We start from the raw sequence: 14,532 nt of genomic DNA, 5'->3' as shown, positions 1-14,532 counted from the left end.
AGATGCACGCGGCGTGATCGTGACGACAACCCCTTCGATCGAGGGCAAGCCAATCCAGGATTATTGCGGCATCGTGGTCGGTGAAGTGATCGTGGGTGCGAACCTTTTCCGCGATCTGTTCGCCAATATCCGCGATATCGTTGGCGGACGTTCGGGCAGCTATGAACGCATCCTTTCCGATGCCCGCAATCAGGCGATCGAGGAATTGCAGGCCGAATGCGCGGCGCGCGGCGGCAATGCGGTGGTCGGGATCGACCTCGATTACGAGGTTATCGGCGACACCGGCTCGATGCTGATGGTCAGCGCCAGCGGGACAGCGGTGAAGGTCTAGGCTCCGGCGGTCGCCAGCGCCGCAATCGACAGCGCGGTCGCGTTGTGGGCCGCGTGCAGCAGGATCGCGGACCACAGTCCGATCCGCACTCTCACATAACCAAGCAGCATTCCGAGAATGAACTGCGGCAGCACCAGAGGCAGAAGGATCGCGAGCGAGCCTTCCTCGAAGTTCCAAAGGTGAACCAGCGCGAAGGCAACCGTGCTGAGCCAGAAGAAGACGGGGAACGCGAAGGCGAACCAGCCGAATGGCGGTCGGTTGCGAAGTCGGAATGCAAGGCCGATCGCGGCAGCAATTCCGATCACCGGCGCGGCGAGGCCGAGCATCGGACTGGTTTGGTGCGACACGCCAAAACCCACCGCGCCAAGGATCACGGCAAGAAGAGCGTAAATGTGCGCTGGCTTGCCCGACAGCCAGCCGCGAAAGAATATCTCCTCCAGCACCGGCGCACCGATCACGACCGACAGTATGACAAGCGGCGTAAACTCGATCCCCGCAAGCGCGGTCGCCGGGATGTAGATGCCCGCCGCCACCGCGATGGTGGCCAGCGTGATGAGCGCCGCCATCGCCGCCACATCGAGCGTGTAGATGCGGGCGAGCACCTTGAACGGCTGGGATTGCTCGGCATTCACGCCGAGCGAAGGGCGCTTCAGAAACGCACCGAGGCGCTGCCATTCGCCTCTCATCGTGTCGGCGGGCGCGATCAGGACGCGGGCGGGCGTCACAGGACTTGTCGGATAATCGTTCATCGGTCTAATGCGAGCACCATATTTCGCTGATTCCAGCCAACCAGAAGAGTACCCATGGCAGGCCATTCCAAATTCAAGAACATCATGCACCGCAAAGGTGCACAGGATAAGAAGCGTTCCAACCTTTTCAGCAAGCTGAGCCGTGAAATTACGGTTGCTGCCAAGATGGGTGCGCCCGACCCCGATATGAACCCTCGCCTGCGCCTCGCGATCAACACCGCGAAGGGGCAGTCAATGCCCAAGGACAATATCCAGCGCGCGATCGACAAGGCGAGCGCAGCCGATGGCGAGAACTACGAAGAGGTTCGCTACGAAGGGTACGGCCCCGGCGGCAGCGCGATCATTGTCGAAGCTCTGACCGACAACCGCAACCGCACTGCCACGGCCGTTCGCACCGCGTTCAGCAAGAACGGCGGCAATCTCGGCACCGAAGGTTCGGTCGCCCACGGTTTCGAGCGTGTCGGGTATATCGAATACGGCGCTGATGCGGGCGACGAGGAGAAAGTTCTCGAAGCCGCCCTAGAAGCAGGCGCAGAAGACATTGCATCGTCCGACGACGGCCACGAAATCTGGACCGCTGCCGAAGACCTCCACGAAGTGTCCTCGAACCTTGAAAAGGCTCTTGGCGAAGCGAAGGAAGTCAAGCTTGCGTGGAAGCCAAACCTCACCGTTGAGATGGACGAGAAGGGCGCGGGCACGCTCCTCAAGCTGATCGACGCGCTCGAAGACGATGACGACGTGCAGACTGTCTGGGGCAATTACGAGATCAGCGACGAAGTCATGGAGAAGCTCGACGCGTAAGTCGGCTCATGACGTGGCGCGAGTGGCTATATGCTCTGATGCTGGGCGGCGCGTTCCTGCTCGCGATTGCGTGGCGGCTTGGTTGGATGGTGGGCTTGTAGCCGCGTGATAATTCTCGGCCTCGATCCCTCGCTCACCTGCACAGGCTGGGGCCTGATCCGCGCTGAAGGTTCGCGCCTGTCGCATATCGCCAACGGTCAGATAAAGACCAACAGCAAGGCCCCGATGGCCGAGCGGCTGGCAGCGCTATCCTGCGGAATTGCGGAGGTGATCGCCGCTCACGGGCCAGAGCGCGCAGCGTGCGAAGAGGTCTTCGTCAACGAGAACCCCAAATCGACGCTCAAGCTCGCGCAGGCCCGCGGCGCGGTGTTGGCGGCGTGCGGCGCGGCAGGGCTAAGCGTCAACGAACACGCGGCGCGGCTGGTGAAGAAGGCAACCGTCGGTACGGGCGCTGCGGACAAGAGCCAGGTTGCCGCCATGATCAAGGTGCTGCTTCCCGGTGTCCAGCTTGCGGGAAGCGATGCGGCCGATGCGCTCGCAGTCGCGATTGCCGATGCGCATCTCGGAACGCCTCGCTAGGCGGAAAGCTTAGGTTCCGTAGCGTAACTATGGTATCTCCCCAGTGCGGTCGCCTCGACGACTCAGGAGGGGTAAATGCTGAAATTTGCACTGCCATTGGTAGCAGGCGTAGCTATGTTCGCAGCGTCACCAGCACATGCACAGACTTTCGTTTTCGATGTAGATTGGGGGCCGGTCGAACGCTTCCAAGGCCTCGATGGTTCCGACGGGCCGCAATATGGTGGCGGCATGGTTTCGGGAACGTATTCCGCGACCAACGCAGACGGTAGCGCCGATACCGGCATGGTAAGCTGTGTCGGGACAGGGCAACCCGAAGGCGGAATCTTCGCAATCCATCTGTCCTGCAAGGCGACAAGCAGCAATGGCTCAAGTTCGAGCTTTGCCTATGGTTGCAACTATGTTGGCGAAGCCGGACCGAATTCTCCGATCAGTTGCGTGGGAGGCATTCAAGGCCGCTCGGGCGACGTTGAAGGCTGGCGCGGAGCGCTCACCATGTATTGGTATTCGGCCGAGAAAGCGACCGGCACTGGCCAGTGGTTCATGCCGGCGGAATGATTTCGGGCTGAAAAACAGGGCCTAGAGTAAATGTGTAAAGGCGGGGGTCCGCTTTGGCGGGCCCTTGCTTTCGCGCGTGCAATTGGCATTGCGGGAGCATTCCGAAACGGAGTTTCTGCATGATCCACTTTTACGGCATTCCCAATTGCGACACGGTCAAGAAGGCACGCAAATGGCTCGAGGCCAATGGCCACGAATACACCTTCCACGATTACAAGAAGGAAGGCGCGGATGCCGACAAGCTCGCCACTTGGGTCGAGGCGAAGGGCGTCGACACCGTGCTCAACAAGCGCGGCACGACCTATCGCAAGCTAAGCGAAGAAGAGAAGGCCGATGCGGCTGACAGTCACAAGGCTGTCGCTTTGCTGGTTCAGCACCCCTCCATGATCAAGCGGCCAGTTGTCGAGCACTCAAACGGTATTCTGGTCGGTTTCAAGGAAGACGAATGGTCCGCAGCATTATCCTGAGCGCGCTCGCAGCTGCGCTTCTCATTCCCGCACCCGCCTTTGCCCAGAACGACCCGCTGATCATCGCGCATCGCGGGGCGAGCGGCGAACGGCCTGAGCACACGCTGGCCGCTTATGAGCTCGCGATCGACCAGGGAGCCGATTTCGTCGAGCCGGATCTGGTGGTGACAAAGGACCTTGTTCTCGTTGCTCGCCATGAGAACGAGCTTTCGGGCACCACCGATGTCGCCAGCCGCGAAGAATTCGAGCATCTGCGCCGCGAAAAGACCATCGACGGTCGCCGCGTTGCAGGCTGGTTCGCGGAGGACTTTACACTCGCTGAATTGCGCACCCTGCGCGCGCGTGAGCGGGTCGGGAACATCCGCCCGGCCAATACGCAATATAACGGGCTCTATCAGGTCCCGACCTTTGCCGAAGTCGTGCAATTGGTCCGGGCGAAGGAAGCGGAGACCGGCCGCAGCATCGGTCTGTACCCAGAGCTTAAGCATCCGAATTTCCTGCTCGAAGCCGAAGGGATCGACGTGGTCGATCTCGTGCTGCGCGAATTGCGCAATCTCGACATTGGGGCGGATGAGAAGCTGATAATCCAGTGTTTTGAGGTCGGCCCTCTGCGCCGCCTCAACCAGCGCAGCGACTATCACCTTGCGCAGTTGATCCATCCCGAAGGTGGTCCGGTGGACGAGCCTACGATGCGCTACGCTGAAATGGTGACGGCGAGCGGCCTTGCCGAAGTGGCGGAGTATGCAGACGGGATCGGACCCTGGCTCGGCTATGTCCTCGATCCCGAAACGATGGCCGAGACGACGCTGGTCGCCGATGCGCGCGCTGCGGGCCTGAAGGTCCACCCTTGGACGCTTCGCAAGGAAAACGGGTTTCTGCCGGCAAGCCTACAGGGCGAGGGCGGTCCATCGGATGACGGGCAATACGAAATGCTCTGGCGCGCCGCGATCGCGAGCGGTGCGGACGGGTTCTTCGTCGACAATGTGAAGGAATTCGTCGAGCTTCTGGATGAAGGCACGAACGAGTCCGGTTTTTAAACCCGCCGCGCGCTTACGATGTAATTGAGGCTCTCATCGTCTGACAGGTGCAGGCCCTTGCCCGGACGCCATGCGATGCCTTGGCGCTTGGTGACCTCGAAGCCGAAATCCGACAGCATCACGTCGAGCTCCTCTGGCATGATGAAATCGTCCCAGTGGTGCGTACCCTTGGGGACGTAGCCCACGGCCTCCGCCGCGCCGACGAGCAGCAGGCGCGAGGCGGTCGTGCGGTTGGGGGTCGAGATGACCAGCAGTCCCCCCGGTGCAACGCGCTGCGTCACGTCGCTAAGGAACGCTTCCTTGTCCGCGACATGCTCGATCACTTCGAGTGCGGTGACGAGATCGAATGTCCCGATATCCAGCCCTGCGACCTCGCCTGCCATGTAGCGAATGTCGAGCCCACTTGCCTCGGCATGGGCGCTGGCGGCTGCGACATTGTCGGCGGCTGCATCGACGCCAGTGACCTCCGCGCCCAGCCGTGCGAGCGGCTCGCACACGAGCCCTGCACCGCATCCGATATCGAGCGCACTCTTGCCCTTGAGTGGGCGTATGTTGCGCTCGTCGCCACCCCAATGCGCGTCGATGGCGGATCGAATGAAGCCGAGCCGCACCGGGTTCACTTCGTGCAGGCTGGCCATTTTGCCTTTGGGGTTCCACCAGTCCTTGGCCAGATCGGCGAAGAAAGCGGCCTCTTCCGGGCGGATGGTTACATTCGATACGTTTGCGTTTCCCATTCACCCCCGTTAGCAGCGCCAATTCGAACACACCACTGTCCACCTCACTCACGAAAAGGAGCGAGACGAGCTTGGCGCGAGTAGTGATGAAATTCGGCGGCACGTCGATGGCCGGGACCGAACGCATTCGCCGCGTCGCCAATATCGTGCGCGCGCAGGCCGCGGGCAAGGACGGCGAGGCTAACGAAGTTGCGGTCGTCGTCAGCGCGATGGCGGGCGAGACGGATCGGCTGGTGAACTTCTGCCGCGAGGCAAACGCGCTTTACGATCCGGCCGAATATGACGTGGTCGTATCGAGCGGCGAGCAGGTGACCTCTGGGCTGCTTGCGCTGACGCTGCAATCGCTCGGTTGTAAGGCGCGCAGCTGGCTCGGCTGGCAGCTTCCGGTGAAGACCGAGGAAGCCCACGCCAAGGCGCGCATCTCCAGTATCGAGGCTCCCGATATGGTCGCGAGCCTGGAGGCGGGCGAGATCGCGGTTGTGCCGGGCTTTCAGGGCATCACCGAAGAGGGCCGCGTTTCGACATTGGGGCGGGGCGGATCGGACACCTCGGCAGTCGCGGTTGCAGCGGCGGTGAAGGCGGATCGCTGCGACATCTACACCGATGTCGACGGCGTCTACACCACCGACCCGCGCATCGTCGCCAAGGCGCGCAAGCTGAAGGCGGTGACTTACGAGGAAATGCTCGAACTGGCATCCGTCGGGGCCAAAGTGCTCCAGACCCGCTCTGTCGGCCTCGCGATGAAAGAGGGCGTACGCATCCAGGTGCTGTCGAGCTTTGTCGACGACGATGCAGCGCTTGCTGACGACCTTCCGGGAACGCTGATCGTCTCGGATGAAGAAATGGACCAAATGGTGGAGAGAGGCGAAATGGAACGCCAACTTGTGACCGGTATTGCCCACGACAAGAACGAGGCGAAGGTCATCCTCACCCGCGTCCCCGACAAGCCGGGCGCGGTGGCGCATATCTTCGAGCCGCTTGCCGATGCGTCGATCAATGTCGACATGATCATTCAGAACGTCGGGCGCGACAAGGGCGAGACCGACGTGACCTTCACCGTGCCCCAGGCCGACCTTGCGCGCGCTCAGGCGCTGCTGGAGGACCGGCGCGAGGATATCGGGTTCAACCGCATCATCACCGACAGCCAGATCGCCAAGATCAGCGTCGTTGGTGTCGGCATGAAGAGCCATGCCGGCGTCGCCTCGACCATGTTCCGCTCGTTGTCGGATCGCGGGATCAACATTCAGGCGATTTCGACCTCCGAGATCAAGGTCAGCGTGATGATCGACGAGGACGAAACCGAGCTTGCCGTGCGCGTTCTGCACACCGCTTACGGCCTCGACGCCGAGGAATAAGCGGGTGCACCAACCTCGCGGCTAACACTTCATACCGCGAGCAAGGCTTTTCATCGCTGTTAACCATTTCCGGCAAGACCGCGTTTACACTTTTGGCCGGATCGTAAGGCTCCGTTACAGGAGCTTTACTTACATGTCGCAACAAGGCCCCATCCAGGCTCACCTTCCGCCATCGCCCGATGCGGCGGAGGGCCGCCGTCACCCGCGTCGCTCGCTCTACCTCGAAACCAGTGGGTCGTTGCCCGGCGGGGCAAGCGCGAATGTCACCGTGCACAACATCTCGGCGGCGGGCTTGCTGTTGCAGACCGAGTTGTCGCTCGATGTGGGAGAAGTGCTCTCGATCGACCTGCCTGAACTCGGGCCCGTGGGGGCGGAGATCGTATGGCAGAGCGGCGAGCTTTACGGTTGCGCGTTCGAGCAGGCGCTCGGCGAGGCGGCTCTAGCCGCAGCGCAACTTCGCGGCGGATTTGGCGCAGGGACACCCGCGCAGCCGCAGCCTGCGCCGACCCCCGCTGTCTCATTCGATCCCGGAGTGGGCTCTGGATTTGGCCAATCGGGCCTTGGCAAGCGTCTCAACACCCTGCGGCGCGAACGTGGGCTGACGCTGGCGCAGGTTGCAGATGCGCTTGGTGTCAGCAAGCCGACCGTCTGGGCATGGGAGAAAGACAAGGCGCGCCCGCTTCCTGAGCGGATCGGCGCGATCGCCGATGTTCTGGGTGTGACGAGCGAAGACCTGATGGAAGTGGCGGGCCGTACGCCAGCGGGCGCACTGATCGAAGAATGCCGACAGAAAATCGCGGCCCAATTTGGCGCGGACCCCTCTAGTGTGCGCATTTCCATCGAACTCTGAGCAATATACTTACCCTGCGAATACTATATCTACCAACCGGTCAATATTATGGTAAATGATTATTGACGTTGATTCGTTTTTTAGTTGCGTAATATAACAAGGTTAACTCAATAAGTGCGAATACATAGCGAGTAAGGGGAAATCTCGACTATTTATATCGCACGGGTTTGCTAACTCATAACGCGTGACGGGAAACGGATTGACTCAAACGGTCGCAAAACACCGGGGGCTGTCACGTGGATATGGGATTTCAGGAATCTGGCGGCTGTGCTGTGCACAGCCAGGGCAAGGACGCGTCTGAGGATATCGTCATCAGGATTGATGCCGATGGATTTATAATCCACGCCTCATCCAACGCTTGCCGATTGGGAATAGACTTTTGTTCGTTGCTTTTGATGCCGCACGTCGCCGATCTGGCTGCGCCTCAATTCGCGGCTGACGTATCGCGCTACTGCTCGGCCGTGCTCGCATTCGAGAAACGCGATGACTGGATCGAGTTTGCTCGACCCGCTCAAGAGCATGACGACGCGGAAGGCGGAGAGGAGAGCGAACCCGAACTTCACTGGTATGCGCTCAATCTTCGCCCTGTTGGCCGCGATACGAGCGACATGGGAGGCGCTATCGGCATCCTGCGCTCGGTCCAGAAAAAGCACGACACGGTGCGGGCGATCGGACGCGAAATTACGCGAGAGACTGCGACCCCTGCGGGCCGCGATCCCGTCACGGGTCTCGCTAACCGGCACGCTTTGTGTGCCTCGCTCAACCGCTCGATTGCAGGCGCACGTGCTCACGATAAATCCGCCGCCGCGGTCGCTATCTTCGCGATTGACCGGATGCGCGCGATCTTCATGCAATATGGACAAAGCACCGCAGACGAGATCCGCTGGGGCTTTGCGCGCTATCTCGGCACCATGACATCACCGCCGCACGAATTGGCACAGCTCGACGATGAACGCTTCGGCGTGCTTTTGCGGGGGCTGAGCCAGCGCGAGGCGCGCGCGTGGGCCAATGACGTGCTCAAGACCTTTGCAGGGCTGACCATGGCGTCGCCGGGCCGCGCTCCTGAACTCACCGCCAGCGCCGGAATTGCGCGGGCCGAAAGAAGCGTCGACTTGACCATGCGCCAGGCGGAACTCGGTCTTGTCATGGCGCGCGCTGGCGGGGGAATGCAGACGGGTATCTGCCGCACCTCCAGCCCTGTCATTAGCGGAGATGCGATGGAGCGGGCAATGGAAGAAGCCGTACAGCGCGCAGTCGAACAAAGCGGCCAATCCACCCGCGCGGCTGTTTCAGCGTCCGCATTGCAGAAACGCGCGTGACCTGACCGCTTCCCTCGCGCGAGCAGCGGCGCTAGGCGTTAGGCATGTCTCACACCGCCACCATTCTGCTGCTCGGCTCGGGCGAACTCGGCCGCGAATTCACCATATCCGCAAAGCGCCTGGGCGCGCGGGTCATCGCCTGCGACGCCTATGACGACGCGCCCGCGATGCAGGTTGCCGACGGGCGCGAGGTGTTCTCCATGCTCGATGGCGCCGCGTTGCGTGCAGCGGTAGAAAAGCACCGCCCCGACCACATTGTCCCCGAGATCGAGGCGATCCGTACAGAAGTGCTCGCCGACCTCGAAGGTGAAGGGTTCAACGTGATCCCTTCGGCCAAGGCGGTGCAATTGACCATGAACCGCGACGCAATCCGCGATCTCGCGGCAGGAGAGCTTGGCCTCACCACCTCGCTTTATCGCTATGCGGAAAACTTCGAGCAGGTCTGCGCCGCAGCCGGGCACACCGGCTTTCCTTGCGTGATCAAGCCGGTCATGTCCTCATCGGGCAAGGGGCAGAGCAAGGTCGATAGCGAGGCCGGCCTTGAGGAAGCGTGGGATTATGCCTGCGCCAACATGCGCGGCGACCGTGCGCGCGTGATTGTCGAGCAGTTCATCGACTTCGACTACGAGATCACGCTGCTGACCGTGCGCCACGCAAACGGCATCACATTTTGCCCGCCCATTGGCCATCGGCAGGAGCGCGGCGACTATCAGGAAAGCTGGCAGCCTGCCGCGATGTCGGCAAGCGCGCTTGCGGATGCGCAGGCGATGGCGGCCAAGGTGGTTGAGGCGCTCAAGGGCTCAGGACAAGGCTGGGGCCTGTTCGGGGTCGAATTTTTCGTGCGTTCGGGCCAAGGGGGGGACGAGGTGATTTTCTCAGAGCTTTCCCCGCGCCCGCATGACACCGGTATGGTGACCAGCGCGGGACAGACGCTGTCCGAATTCGATCTTCACGCCCGCGCCATCATGGGGCTGCCCGTGCCAGAGACGATCGATGCCAAGCCCAGCGCCTCCGCCGTGATCCTCGCCGATCGGGACAGCGATGACTTCGGTTTCTCAGGCCTCGATGCAGCGCTCGGCCTCGATCCGTCGGTGGATGTGCGCGTCTTCGGCAAGCCGACCACGCGCCCCTATCGCCGCATGGGCGTTGCGCTCGCCACGAGCGACAACACCGACGAGGCAAGGCGCCTCGCCGGTGCTGCTGCGGACCGGGTACTGATCCGTTATCGCTGACACGTGCGCGGCATTCAGCCAGCGTCGGCGCTGCGCTCGGCGATTGCCATGCGCTGCGCATCTGCAGATTGAGCGGCGGCAATTGCAGCGCTGCGATCTGCCATGAAGCTCGTCTCGGCGCTGATCACGCAGGCGCGGTGATTGCGCACATCGTGAAGGTCGCGAAGCGGCGGCGTAACGCCGCAGATCTGGCGAACGGCTTTCTTGAGTTCGGCATTGAGCGCACGCTGGCCGGCTTCGTCGGCGAGGTTGTACGCGCCTGCATCAACCTCGATGCTGGTCTGTGCGCTCACGGGAGAGGCGGTGATAGCCGCGATGGAAAGCATGACGGCGGAAACGGTTTTGCGATTGAACATTATGTGGGCTCCTAATTCTTGATAAGCGGGGTTTTGAAACTCGTGTCCGGCGAGCGGTTTTTTGGGGGAGGGCACTCGCCGGACGCCGCTTGTTCGCCGCACCTCATTCGAAGGTTACTCGTGGCTGAAAGTTTATTGCGCGAAGTTTCACGCCAATCCTGCAATCAACGCAAAGCTATCGTTGATGGCCGGGCGCGCCCTTGGCATGGTGCGCGACACATTTCCGGGAGTATTTCAAAAGATGATCCGCATCCTTCTCACCGCGCTTGCGCTGACCGTATCGACTGGCGCGGCCGCGCATTCCTTCTGGTTGCAGCCTGAAGATCATACGCCTGAGGCGGGTGAGGAGGTGCTGATCGAGTTCAAGGTCGGCGATGCAGGCGACGTGAACGATTGGGGGCTTTACTGGGAGCGGATCGCTTCGCTACGTCTTTTCAGCCCAGATGGTGTGGTCGACCAGCAGCGCGGCGTGCGCACGACTGGCGGCGACGAACCGGGCAGCGCGGTGGTGAGCATCCGCTCCGAAGGCACGCACATTCTCGCATTCGAAAGCAATCCGAGCTTTTCGGATCTCGAGGCGGAGCGCTTCAATAACTACGTCAAGCACGAGGGGCTGACCGGTATCGCGGCTGATCGGACCTTGCGCGGGACGACCGGCGAAAACGGGACCGAGCTATACTCCCGCCGCGCCAAGACCCTGCTGCAGGTGGGCGAGCAGCGCACGCGCAATGTCACGCGTCCGATCGGGCAGGTGCTTGAGATCGTGCCCTTGCAGAACCCCTTCACGCTTGAACCGAGCGACGCGCTAGACCTCCAGGTGCTGTTTCGCGGGCAGCCGCTCGAGGGCGCAATGGTAAGCGTTGCGCCGCTCAATGTGACGGCGAGTTACCAGACCTTCCTTACCAGCGCTGACGGCGTGGTTCGGGTCGGCGCTCCGAGCACGGGGGCGATGCTGTACTCGGTCGTCTGGGGCGTTCCTGCGCCCAACGATGCGCGCGCGGACTATTTCACGATCTTTGCCAGCCTCACGGTCGCGTCCGAATGACCTCACCCCAAGCCGGGCCGCTGATCCTCACGCTGGATTGCCCCGACCGCCCCGGTATCACAGCGAAGGTCACCGCCTTCCTGTTCAAGCGCGGCTGCAACATCCTCGACGCGCAGCAATTCGGGGAGGATGAGCGCTTCTTCATGCGGGTGGTGTTCGAGGCGGGCGGACATGACAGCGAGGATCTGCGCCGGGACTTCGCGCCGTTCGCGCAAGATTTCGCGATGCGCTGGACAATCGCGGCGCAGGACCGCCCGCGCCGCGTGCTGATCATGGTGAGCAAGGCGGACCATTGCCTCGCGGATCTCATATATCGCTGGCGCACCGGAGAGCTCAATATCGAGCCGGTCGCGATCGTCTCCAACCACCCGCGCGAGGTTGCGCTGTCATCGGGGCGCACGGATATCGGCGACGTGCCGTTTCATCACGTCCCCGTCACGCCCGACACCAAGGCAGAAGCCGAGGCCGCCTTGCGCAATATCGCCGAGGATGTGCAGGCCGAACTGGTCGTGCTGGCGCGCTACATGCAGATATTCTCCGATGAGCAATCAGCCCATTTCGCCGAGCGCTGCATCAATATCCATCACAGCTTCCTGCCCGGTTTCAAGGGCGCGCGTCCCTATCATCAGGCCCACCGCCGAGGGGTGAAGATCATCGGGGCCACCGCCCATTTCGTCACCGCCGACCTCGACGAAGGCCCTATCATTCATCAGGACGTAGAGCGCATCACCCATACCGACAGCCCGTCAGACCTCGTGCGCAAGGGCCGCGACATCGAACGCCGCGTGCTCGCCGAAGCGGTGCGGCTCTTCGCAGGCGACCGCGTGCTGATGAACGGCGCCCGCACTGTGGTTTTCAGAGGCTAGGGCGCTAGCGCCGGGCGACCTGCTCAGCCTCGGCTGTGGTCGCAGCCTCCAGCGCCTTGTCCTCGTTTGCGCGGGCGATGACGTAGGCGCGGATGGCCTGCACCTCTTCTTTCGAGAGCGAGTCTGCAAAGCTCACCATGCCATTGTCCTTGAGGATGCCCTCATGGACCACCGCTTCCCAGCTTCGGGCATTGCCGAGCGTGCCCGAGCGGCGAAGGTCCGGCAGCACGGTCGAACCGACCGCAGCAGGTGCATGGCACACCGCGCAATAACGCGCGTACTTCTCTTTCCCGAGCGCGATTTCCTCAGCCGAAGCGCGGCTTGGCGGCGGGTCGAGCGGCAGGTTCACAAGCTCGCGCATTTCGGGAAGCTCGGCCTCTCCGCCCAGCTTGAAGACCAGGAGGCGCGAGATGTTGCGCACCGGACCCTGATCGTTGACGAGATGCCCGTCGGCGGTGATCGCATAAGCGCCGCCCCATCCGGCCAGCACCGCGACATATTGCTCACCATTGACGGTGTAGGTCATCGGGGGCGCGACCACGCCGGTCTGCGCGCCAAAGCTCCAGAGCTTCTCGCCGGACCCGGCATTGTAAGCGGCAAATTCGCTCGATGAGTTACCCTGAAAAACAAGCCCGCCGCCCGTTGCGAGCAGGCCGCCGTTCCATGGGCCAGCATGTTCGACCACCCAGCGGGCTTTTTGCGCCACCGGATCCCACGCCATCAGCTTGCCCTTGACCGTGCCGTAGACTTCCTTGCGGATGCCCAGATCAGGCGGCAGATCGCCTGCGCCAAGGTTGAAGCCCACGTTGAAGCCGCGCGCGACGTCGGGCTTCCAGTTCTCTTCGGGCGCGTAAACCGAAGCAGCCTCAAATGCCGGAATGTACACCAGACCTTCGCCCGGATGATACGCCATCGGGTGCCAGTTATGCCCGCCAAGCGGACCCGGCATCACCAGCGCGGGCTGACCGGTCTTGTCGATCCGCGCTTCCGGGTTGAAGATCGGGCGACCGTTCTCATCAATCCCCTCGGCCCAGTTTTGCGGGATATATTCTTCGGCGCTGATGAACTCGCCAGTCTCGCGGTCGAGCACGTAGAAGAACCCGTTCTTGGGCGCCTGCATCAACACTTTGCGCTCCTCGCCATCCACTTCCATGTCGGCAAGGATGATGTGCTGGGTCGCGGTGTAATCCCACGTTTCGCCCGGCGTTGTCTGATAGTGCCAGACATATTCGCCCGTATCGGGGCGGATCGCGACGATGCTGGACAAGTAGAGGTTGTCGCCTTCGCCCGTCCCGTCCTCTCCCGGAGAGCGATATGCCTGGTTCCACGGGCTTCCGTTGCCGACGCCGAAATACAGAAGATCGAGTTCGGGATCGTAAGCCATCGAATCCCAAACAGTGCCGCCGCCCCCGATCGAATCGGATGACCGCAGCACCTCGGTGTTCCACGTCTCGGCAGCGTCCTGGAGATATTGCGGGCTCTCCCCGCCTTCATTGCCATCGGGCACGGTGTAGAAGCGCCAAAGCTCGCTGCCATCCGCTGCGTCGTAAGCCGCGATATAGCCGCGCACGCCGAACTCTGCGCCGCCATTGCCGATGATGACCTTGCCGTCGATCACGCGCGGTGCGCCGGTGATCGAATAGGCCATCGACTGATCGACCGTGACGACTTCCCACTGGACCTCGCCCGTGTCGCGGTCGAGGCTGACGAGCCGACCGTCAAGCGTGCCGAGGAACAGCGAATTGCCCCATGCGGCAAGGCCGCGATTGACCACGTCGCAGCACACCTTGACCCCGGTTTCTCCGGGAACTTCAGGGTCGTAATCCCACAGCGGTTTGCCGGTCGCGGCGTCGAACGCCTTCACCTTGCTCCACGCGGTGGTGAGGTAGAGCTTGCCGTCCATGACTAGCGGCGTCGCTTCCTGCCCGCGGGCAGTGTCCATGTCGGCGTACCAAGCGAGGCCAAGTTCGCCGACATTTTCCGCGTTCACTTGATCGAGCGGCGAAAAGCGCTGTTCGTCATAAGTGCGGCCATGGCTGATCCAGTTGGCGTGATCGGCGCCCGCGCCGACCAGCATCTCGGCCGTGACGCCGCCATCGCCCATGACGTCGCCATACATCTCGTTGCAGGCCCCAACGCCCAGCGTACCGAGAACCAGCAACTTGGCCGCCCACGCAGCCTTGCCCGTCGCAAAAATCATGCGGAACCCCTCTCAACTCTCTCCGTTACCAATGTTGCCGAGGAACTGCGCGCTTG

16 protein-coding genes are annotated in these 14,532 nt (G+C 62.2%); 12 read left to right on the top strand and 4 right to left on the bottom strand.

Annotated elements, in window-relative coordinates; genetic code table 11:
- Positions 1-13 precede the first annotated feature (13 nt).
- Positions 14-331 carry a heavy metal-binding domain-containing protein gene (locus NAP1_RS11440; protein ID WP_007165459.1) on the top strand — a complete coding sequence of 106 codons (318 nt, stop codon included), beginning with the start codon at positions 14-16 and terminating at the stop codon, positions 329-331.
- Here the strand turns inward: NAP1_RS11440 and NAP1_RS16015 are convergent.
- The gene (locus tag NAP1_RS16015) at positions 328-1,080 is read right to left on the bottom strand and encodes a type II CAAX prenyl endopeptidase Rce1 family protein (RefSeq protein ID WP_007165458.1); all 753 of its coding nucleotides are present in this window, start codon (positions 1,078-1,080) and stop codon (positions 328-330) included. The genes NAP1_RS11440 and NAP1_RS16015 overlap by 4 nt on opposite strands.
- Positions 1,081-1,134: 54 nt before the next feature.
- On the opposite strand from NAP1_RS16015, the gene NAP1_RS11430 reads away from it, so the two are divergent.
- From NAP1_RS11430 to NAP1_RS11410, 5 genes are all read left to right on the top strand, one after another.
- Complete coding sequence (locus NAP1_RS11430; RefSeq protein WP_007165457.1) at positions 1,135-1,881, top strand: YebC/PmpR family DNA-binding transcriptional regulator; 747 nt, start codon at positions 1,135-1,137, stop codon at positions 1,879-1,881.
- Between the two features lie 105 nt (positions 1,882-1,986).
- Entirely contained in the window at positions 1,987-2,460 is a 474-nt protein-coding gene (ruvC, locus tag NAP1_RS11425; protein ID WP_007165455.1) for a crossover junction endodeoxyribonuclease RuvC, read from the top strand.
- A gap of 75 nt (positions 2,461-2,535) precedes the next feature.
- The gene (locus NAP1_RS11420) at positions 2,536-3,015 is read left to right on the top strand and encodes a hypothetical protein (RefSeq protein ID WP_156777261.1); all 480 of its coding nucleotides are present in this window, start codon (positions 2,536-2,538) and stop codon (positions 3,013-3,015) included.
- 119 nt (positions 3,016-3,134) lie between these two features.
- A complete protein-coding gene (locus tag NAP1_RS11415; RefSeq protein WP_007165453.1) occupies positions 3,135-3,482 on the top strand; it encodes an ArsC family reductase in 348 nt (115 codons plus the stop codon).
- Entirely contained in the window at positions 3,461-4,519 is a 1,059-nt protein-coding gene (locus tag NAP1_RS11410; RefSeq protein ID WP_007165452.1) for a glycerophosphodiester phosphodiesterase family protein, read from the top strand. Before NAP1_RS11415 ends, NAP1_RS11410 begins: the two co-directional genes overlap by 22 nt.
- Here the strand turns inward: NAP1_RS11410 and ubiG are convergent.
- Positions 4,516-5,253, bottom strand: coding sequence for a bifunctional 2-polyprenyl-6-hydroxyphenol methylase/3-demethylubiquinol 3-O-methyltransferase UbiG (gene ubiG, locus NAP1_RS11405; RefSeq protein WP_007165451.1), 738 nt, complete (start codon positions 5,251-5,253; stop codon positions 4,516-4,518). The two genes, NAP1_RS11410 and ubiG, sit on opposite strands and share 4 nt — an antisense overlap.
- 86 nt (positions 5,254-5,339) lie before the next feature.
- Here ubiG and NAP1_RS11400 point away from each other — a divergent pair, with 86 nt between their 5' ends.
- The 4 genes from NAP1_RS11400 to purT all read left to right on the top strand — a co-directional run bounded on the left by NAP1_RS11400 (position 5,340) and on the right by purT (position 10,009).
- Positions 5,340-6,608 carry an aspartate kinase gene (locus NAP1_RS11400; protein ID WP_007165450.1) on the top strand — a complete coding sequence of 423 codons (1,269 nt, stop codon included), beginning with the start codon at positions 5,340-5,342 and terminating at the stop codon, positions 6,606-6,608.
- Positions 6,609-6,741: 133 nt separating this feature from the next.
- Positions 6,742-7,458: a helix-turn-helix domain-containing protein gene (locus tag NAP1_RS11395; RefSeq protein ID WP_007165449.1), complete on the top strand. Its 717-nt coding sequence runs from the start codon at positions 6,742-6,744 to the stop codon at positions 7,456-7,458.
- Between the two features lie 242 nt (positions 7,459-7,700).
- Positions 7,701-8,777, top strand: coding sequence for a diguanylate cyclase domain-containing protein (locus NAP1_RS11390; RefSeq protein WP_241761249.1), 1,077 nt, complete (start codon positions 7,701-7,703; stop codon positions 8,775-8,777).
- 44 nt (positions 8,778-8,821) lie between these two features.
- Positions 8,822-10,009, top strand: coding sequence for a formate-dependent phosphoribosylglycinamide formyltransferase (gene purT / locus NAP1_RS11385; protein WP_007165447.1), 1,188 nt, complete (start codon positions 8,822-8,824; stop codon positions 10,007-10,009).
- A gap of 14 nt (positions 10,010-10,023) precedes the next feature.
- Here purT and NAP1_RS11380 read toward each other — a convergent pair whose 3' ends face one another.
- Entirely contained in the window at positions 10,024-10,365 is a 342-nt protein-coding gene (locus NAP1_RS11380) for a UrcA family protein (protein WP_007165446.1), read from the bottom strand.
- A gap of 184 nt (positions 10,366-10,549) precedes the next feature.
- On the opposite strand from NAP1_RS11380, the gene NAP1_RS11375 reads away from it, so the two are divergent.
- Positions 10,550-11,410 (top strand): DUF4198 domain-containing protein, encoded by an 861-nt coding sequence (locus NAP1_RS11375; RefSeq protein ID WP_156777260.1) that lies wholly within the window; start codon positions 10,550-10,552, stop codon positions 11,408-11,410.
- Positions 11,407-12,276 (top strand): formyltetrahydrofolate deformylase, encoded by an 870-nt coding sequence (gene purU, locus NAP1_RS11370; protein ID WP_007165444.1) that lies wholly within the window; start codon positions 11,407-11,409, stop codon positions 12,274-12,276. The genes NAP1_RS11375 and purU overlap by 4 nt, the downstream gene beginning before the upstream one ends.
- A gap of 4 nt (positions 12,277-12,280) precedes the next feature.
- Here purU and NAP1_RS11365 read toward each other — a convergent pair whose 3' ends face one another.
- Positions 12,281-14,476 (bottom strand): PQQ-dependent dehydrogenase, methanol/ethanol family, encoded by a 2,196-nt coding sequence (locus tag NAP1_RS11365; protein ID WP_007165443.1) that lies wholly within the window; start codon positions 14,474-14,476, stop codon positions 12,281-12,283.
- Between the last annotated feature and the right edge of the window lie 56 nt (positions 14,477-14,532).

This window comes from Erythrobacter sp. NAP1 (genome assembly GCF_000152865.1).
Classification (GTDB): Bacteria; Pseudomonadota; Alphaproteobacteria; order Sphingomonadales; family Sphingomonadaceae; genus Erythrobacter.
This window is presented reverse-complemented; position numbering and strand designations above follow the sequence as displayed.

Bases quoted from the DNA above. Each gene is read 5' to 3' on its own strand.
- NAP1_RS16015 (WP_007165458.1), bottom strand. From the start codon at position 1,080: ATGAACGATTATCCGACAAGTCCTGTGACGCCCGCCCGCGTCCTGATC.
- NAP1_RS11430 (WP_007165457.1), top strand. From the start codon at position 1,135: ATGGCAGGCCATTCCAAATTCAAGAACATCATGCACCGCAAAGGTGCA.
- NAP1_RS11420 (WP_156777261.1), top strand. From the start codon at position 2,536: ATGCTGAAATTTGCACTGCCATTGGTAGCAGGCGTAGCTATGTTCGCA.
- NAP1_RS11415 (WP_007165453.1), top strand. From the start codon at position 3,135: ATGATCCACTTTTACGGCATTCCCAATTGCGACACGGTCAAGAAGGCA.
- NAP1_RS11410 (WP_007165452.1), top strand. From the start codon at position 3,461: ATGGTCCGCAGCATTATCCTGAGCGCGCTCGCAGCTGCGCTTCTCATT.
- ubiG (WP_007165451.1), bottom strand. From the start codon at position 5,253: ATGGGAAACGCAAACGTATCGAATGTAACCATCCGCCCGGAAGAGGCC.
- NAP1_RS11400 (WP_007165450.1), top strand. From the start codon at position 5,340: ATGAAATTCGGCGGCACGTCGATGGCCGGGACCGAACGCATTCGCCGC.
- NAP1_RS11395 (WP_007165449.1), top strand. From the start codon at position 6,742: ATGTCGCAACAAGGCCCCATCCAGGCTCACCTTCCGCCATCGCCCGAT.
- NAP1_RS11390 (WP_241761249.1), top strand. From the start codon at position 7,701: ATGGGATTTCAGGAATCTGGCGGCTGTGCTGTGCACAGCCAGGGCAAG.
- purT (WP_007165447.1), top strand. From the start codon at position 8,822: ATGTCTCACACCGCCACCATTCTGCTGCTCGGCTCGGGCGAACTCGGC.
- NAP1_RS11380 (WP_007165446.1), bottom strand. From the start codon at position 10,365: ATGTTCAATCGCAAAACCGTTTCCGCCGTCATGCTTTCCATCGCGGCT.
- NAP1_RS11375 (WP_156777260.1), top strand. From the start codon at position 10,550: ATGGCCGGGCGCGCCCTTGGCATGGTGCGCGACACATTTCCGGGAGTA.
- purU (WP_007165444.1), top strand. From the start codon at position 11,407: ATGACCTCACCCCAAGCCGGGCCGCTGATCCTCACGCTGGATTGCCCC.
- NAP1_RS11365 (WP_007165443.1), bottom strand. From the start codon at position 14,476: ATGATTTTTGCGACGGGCAAGGCTGCGTGGGCGGCCAAGTTGCTGGTT.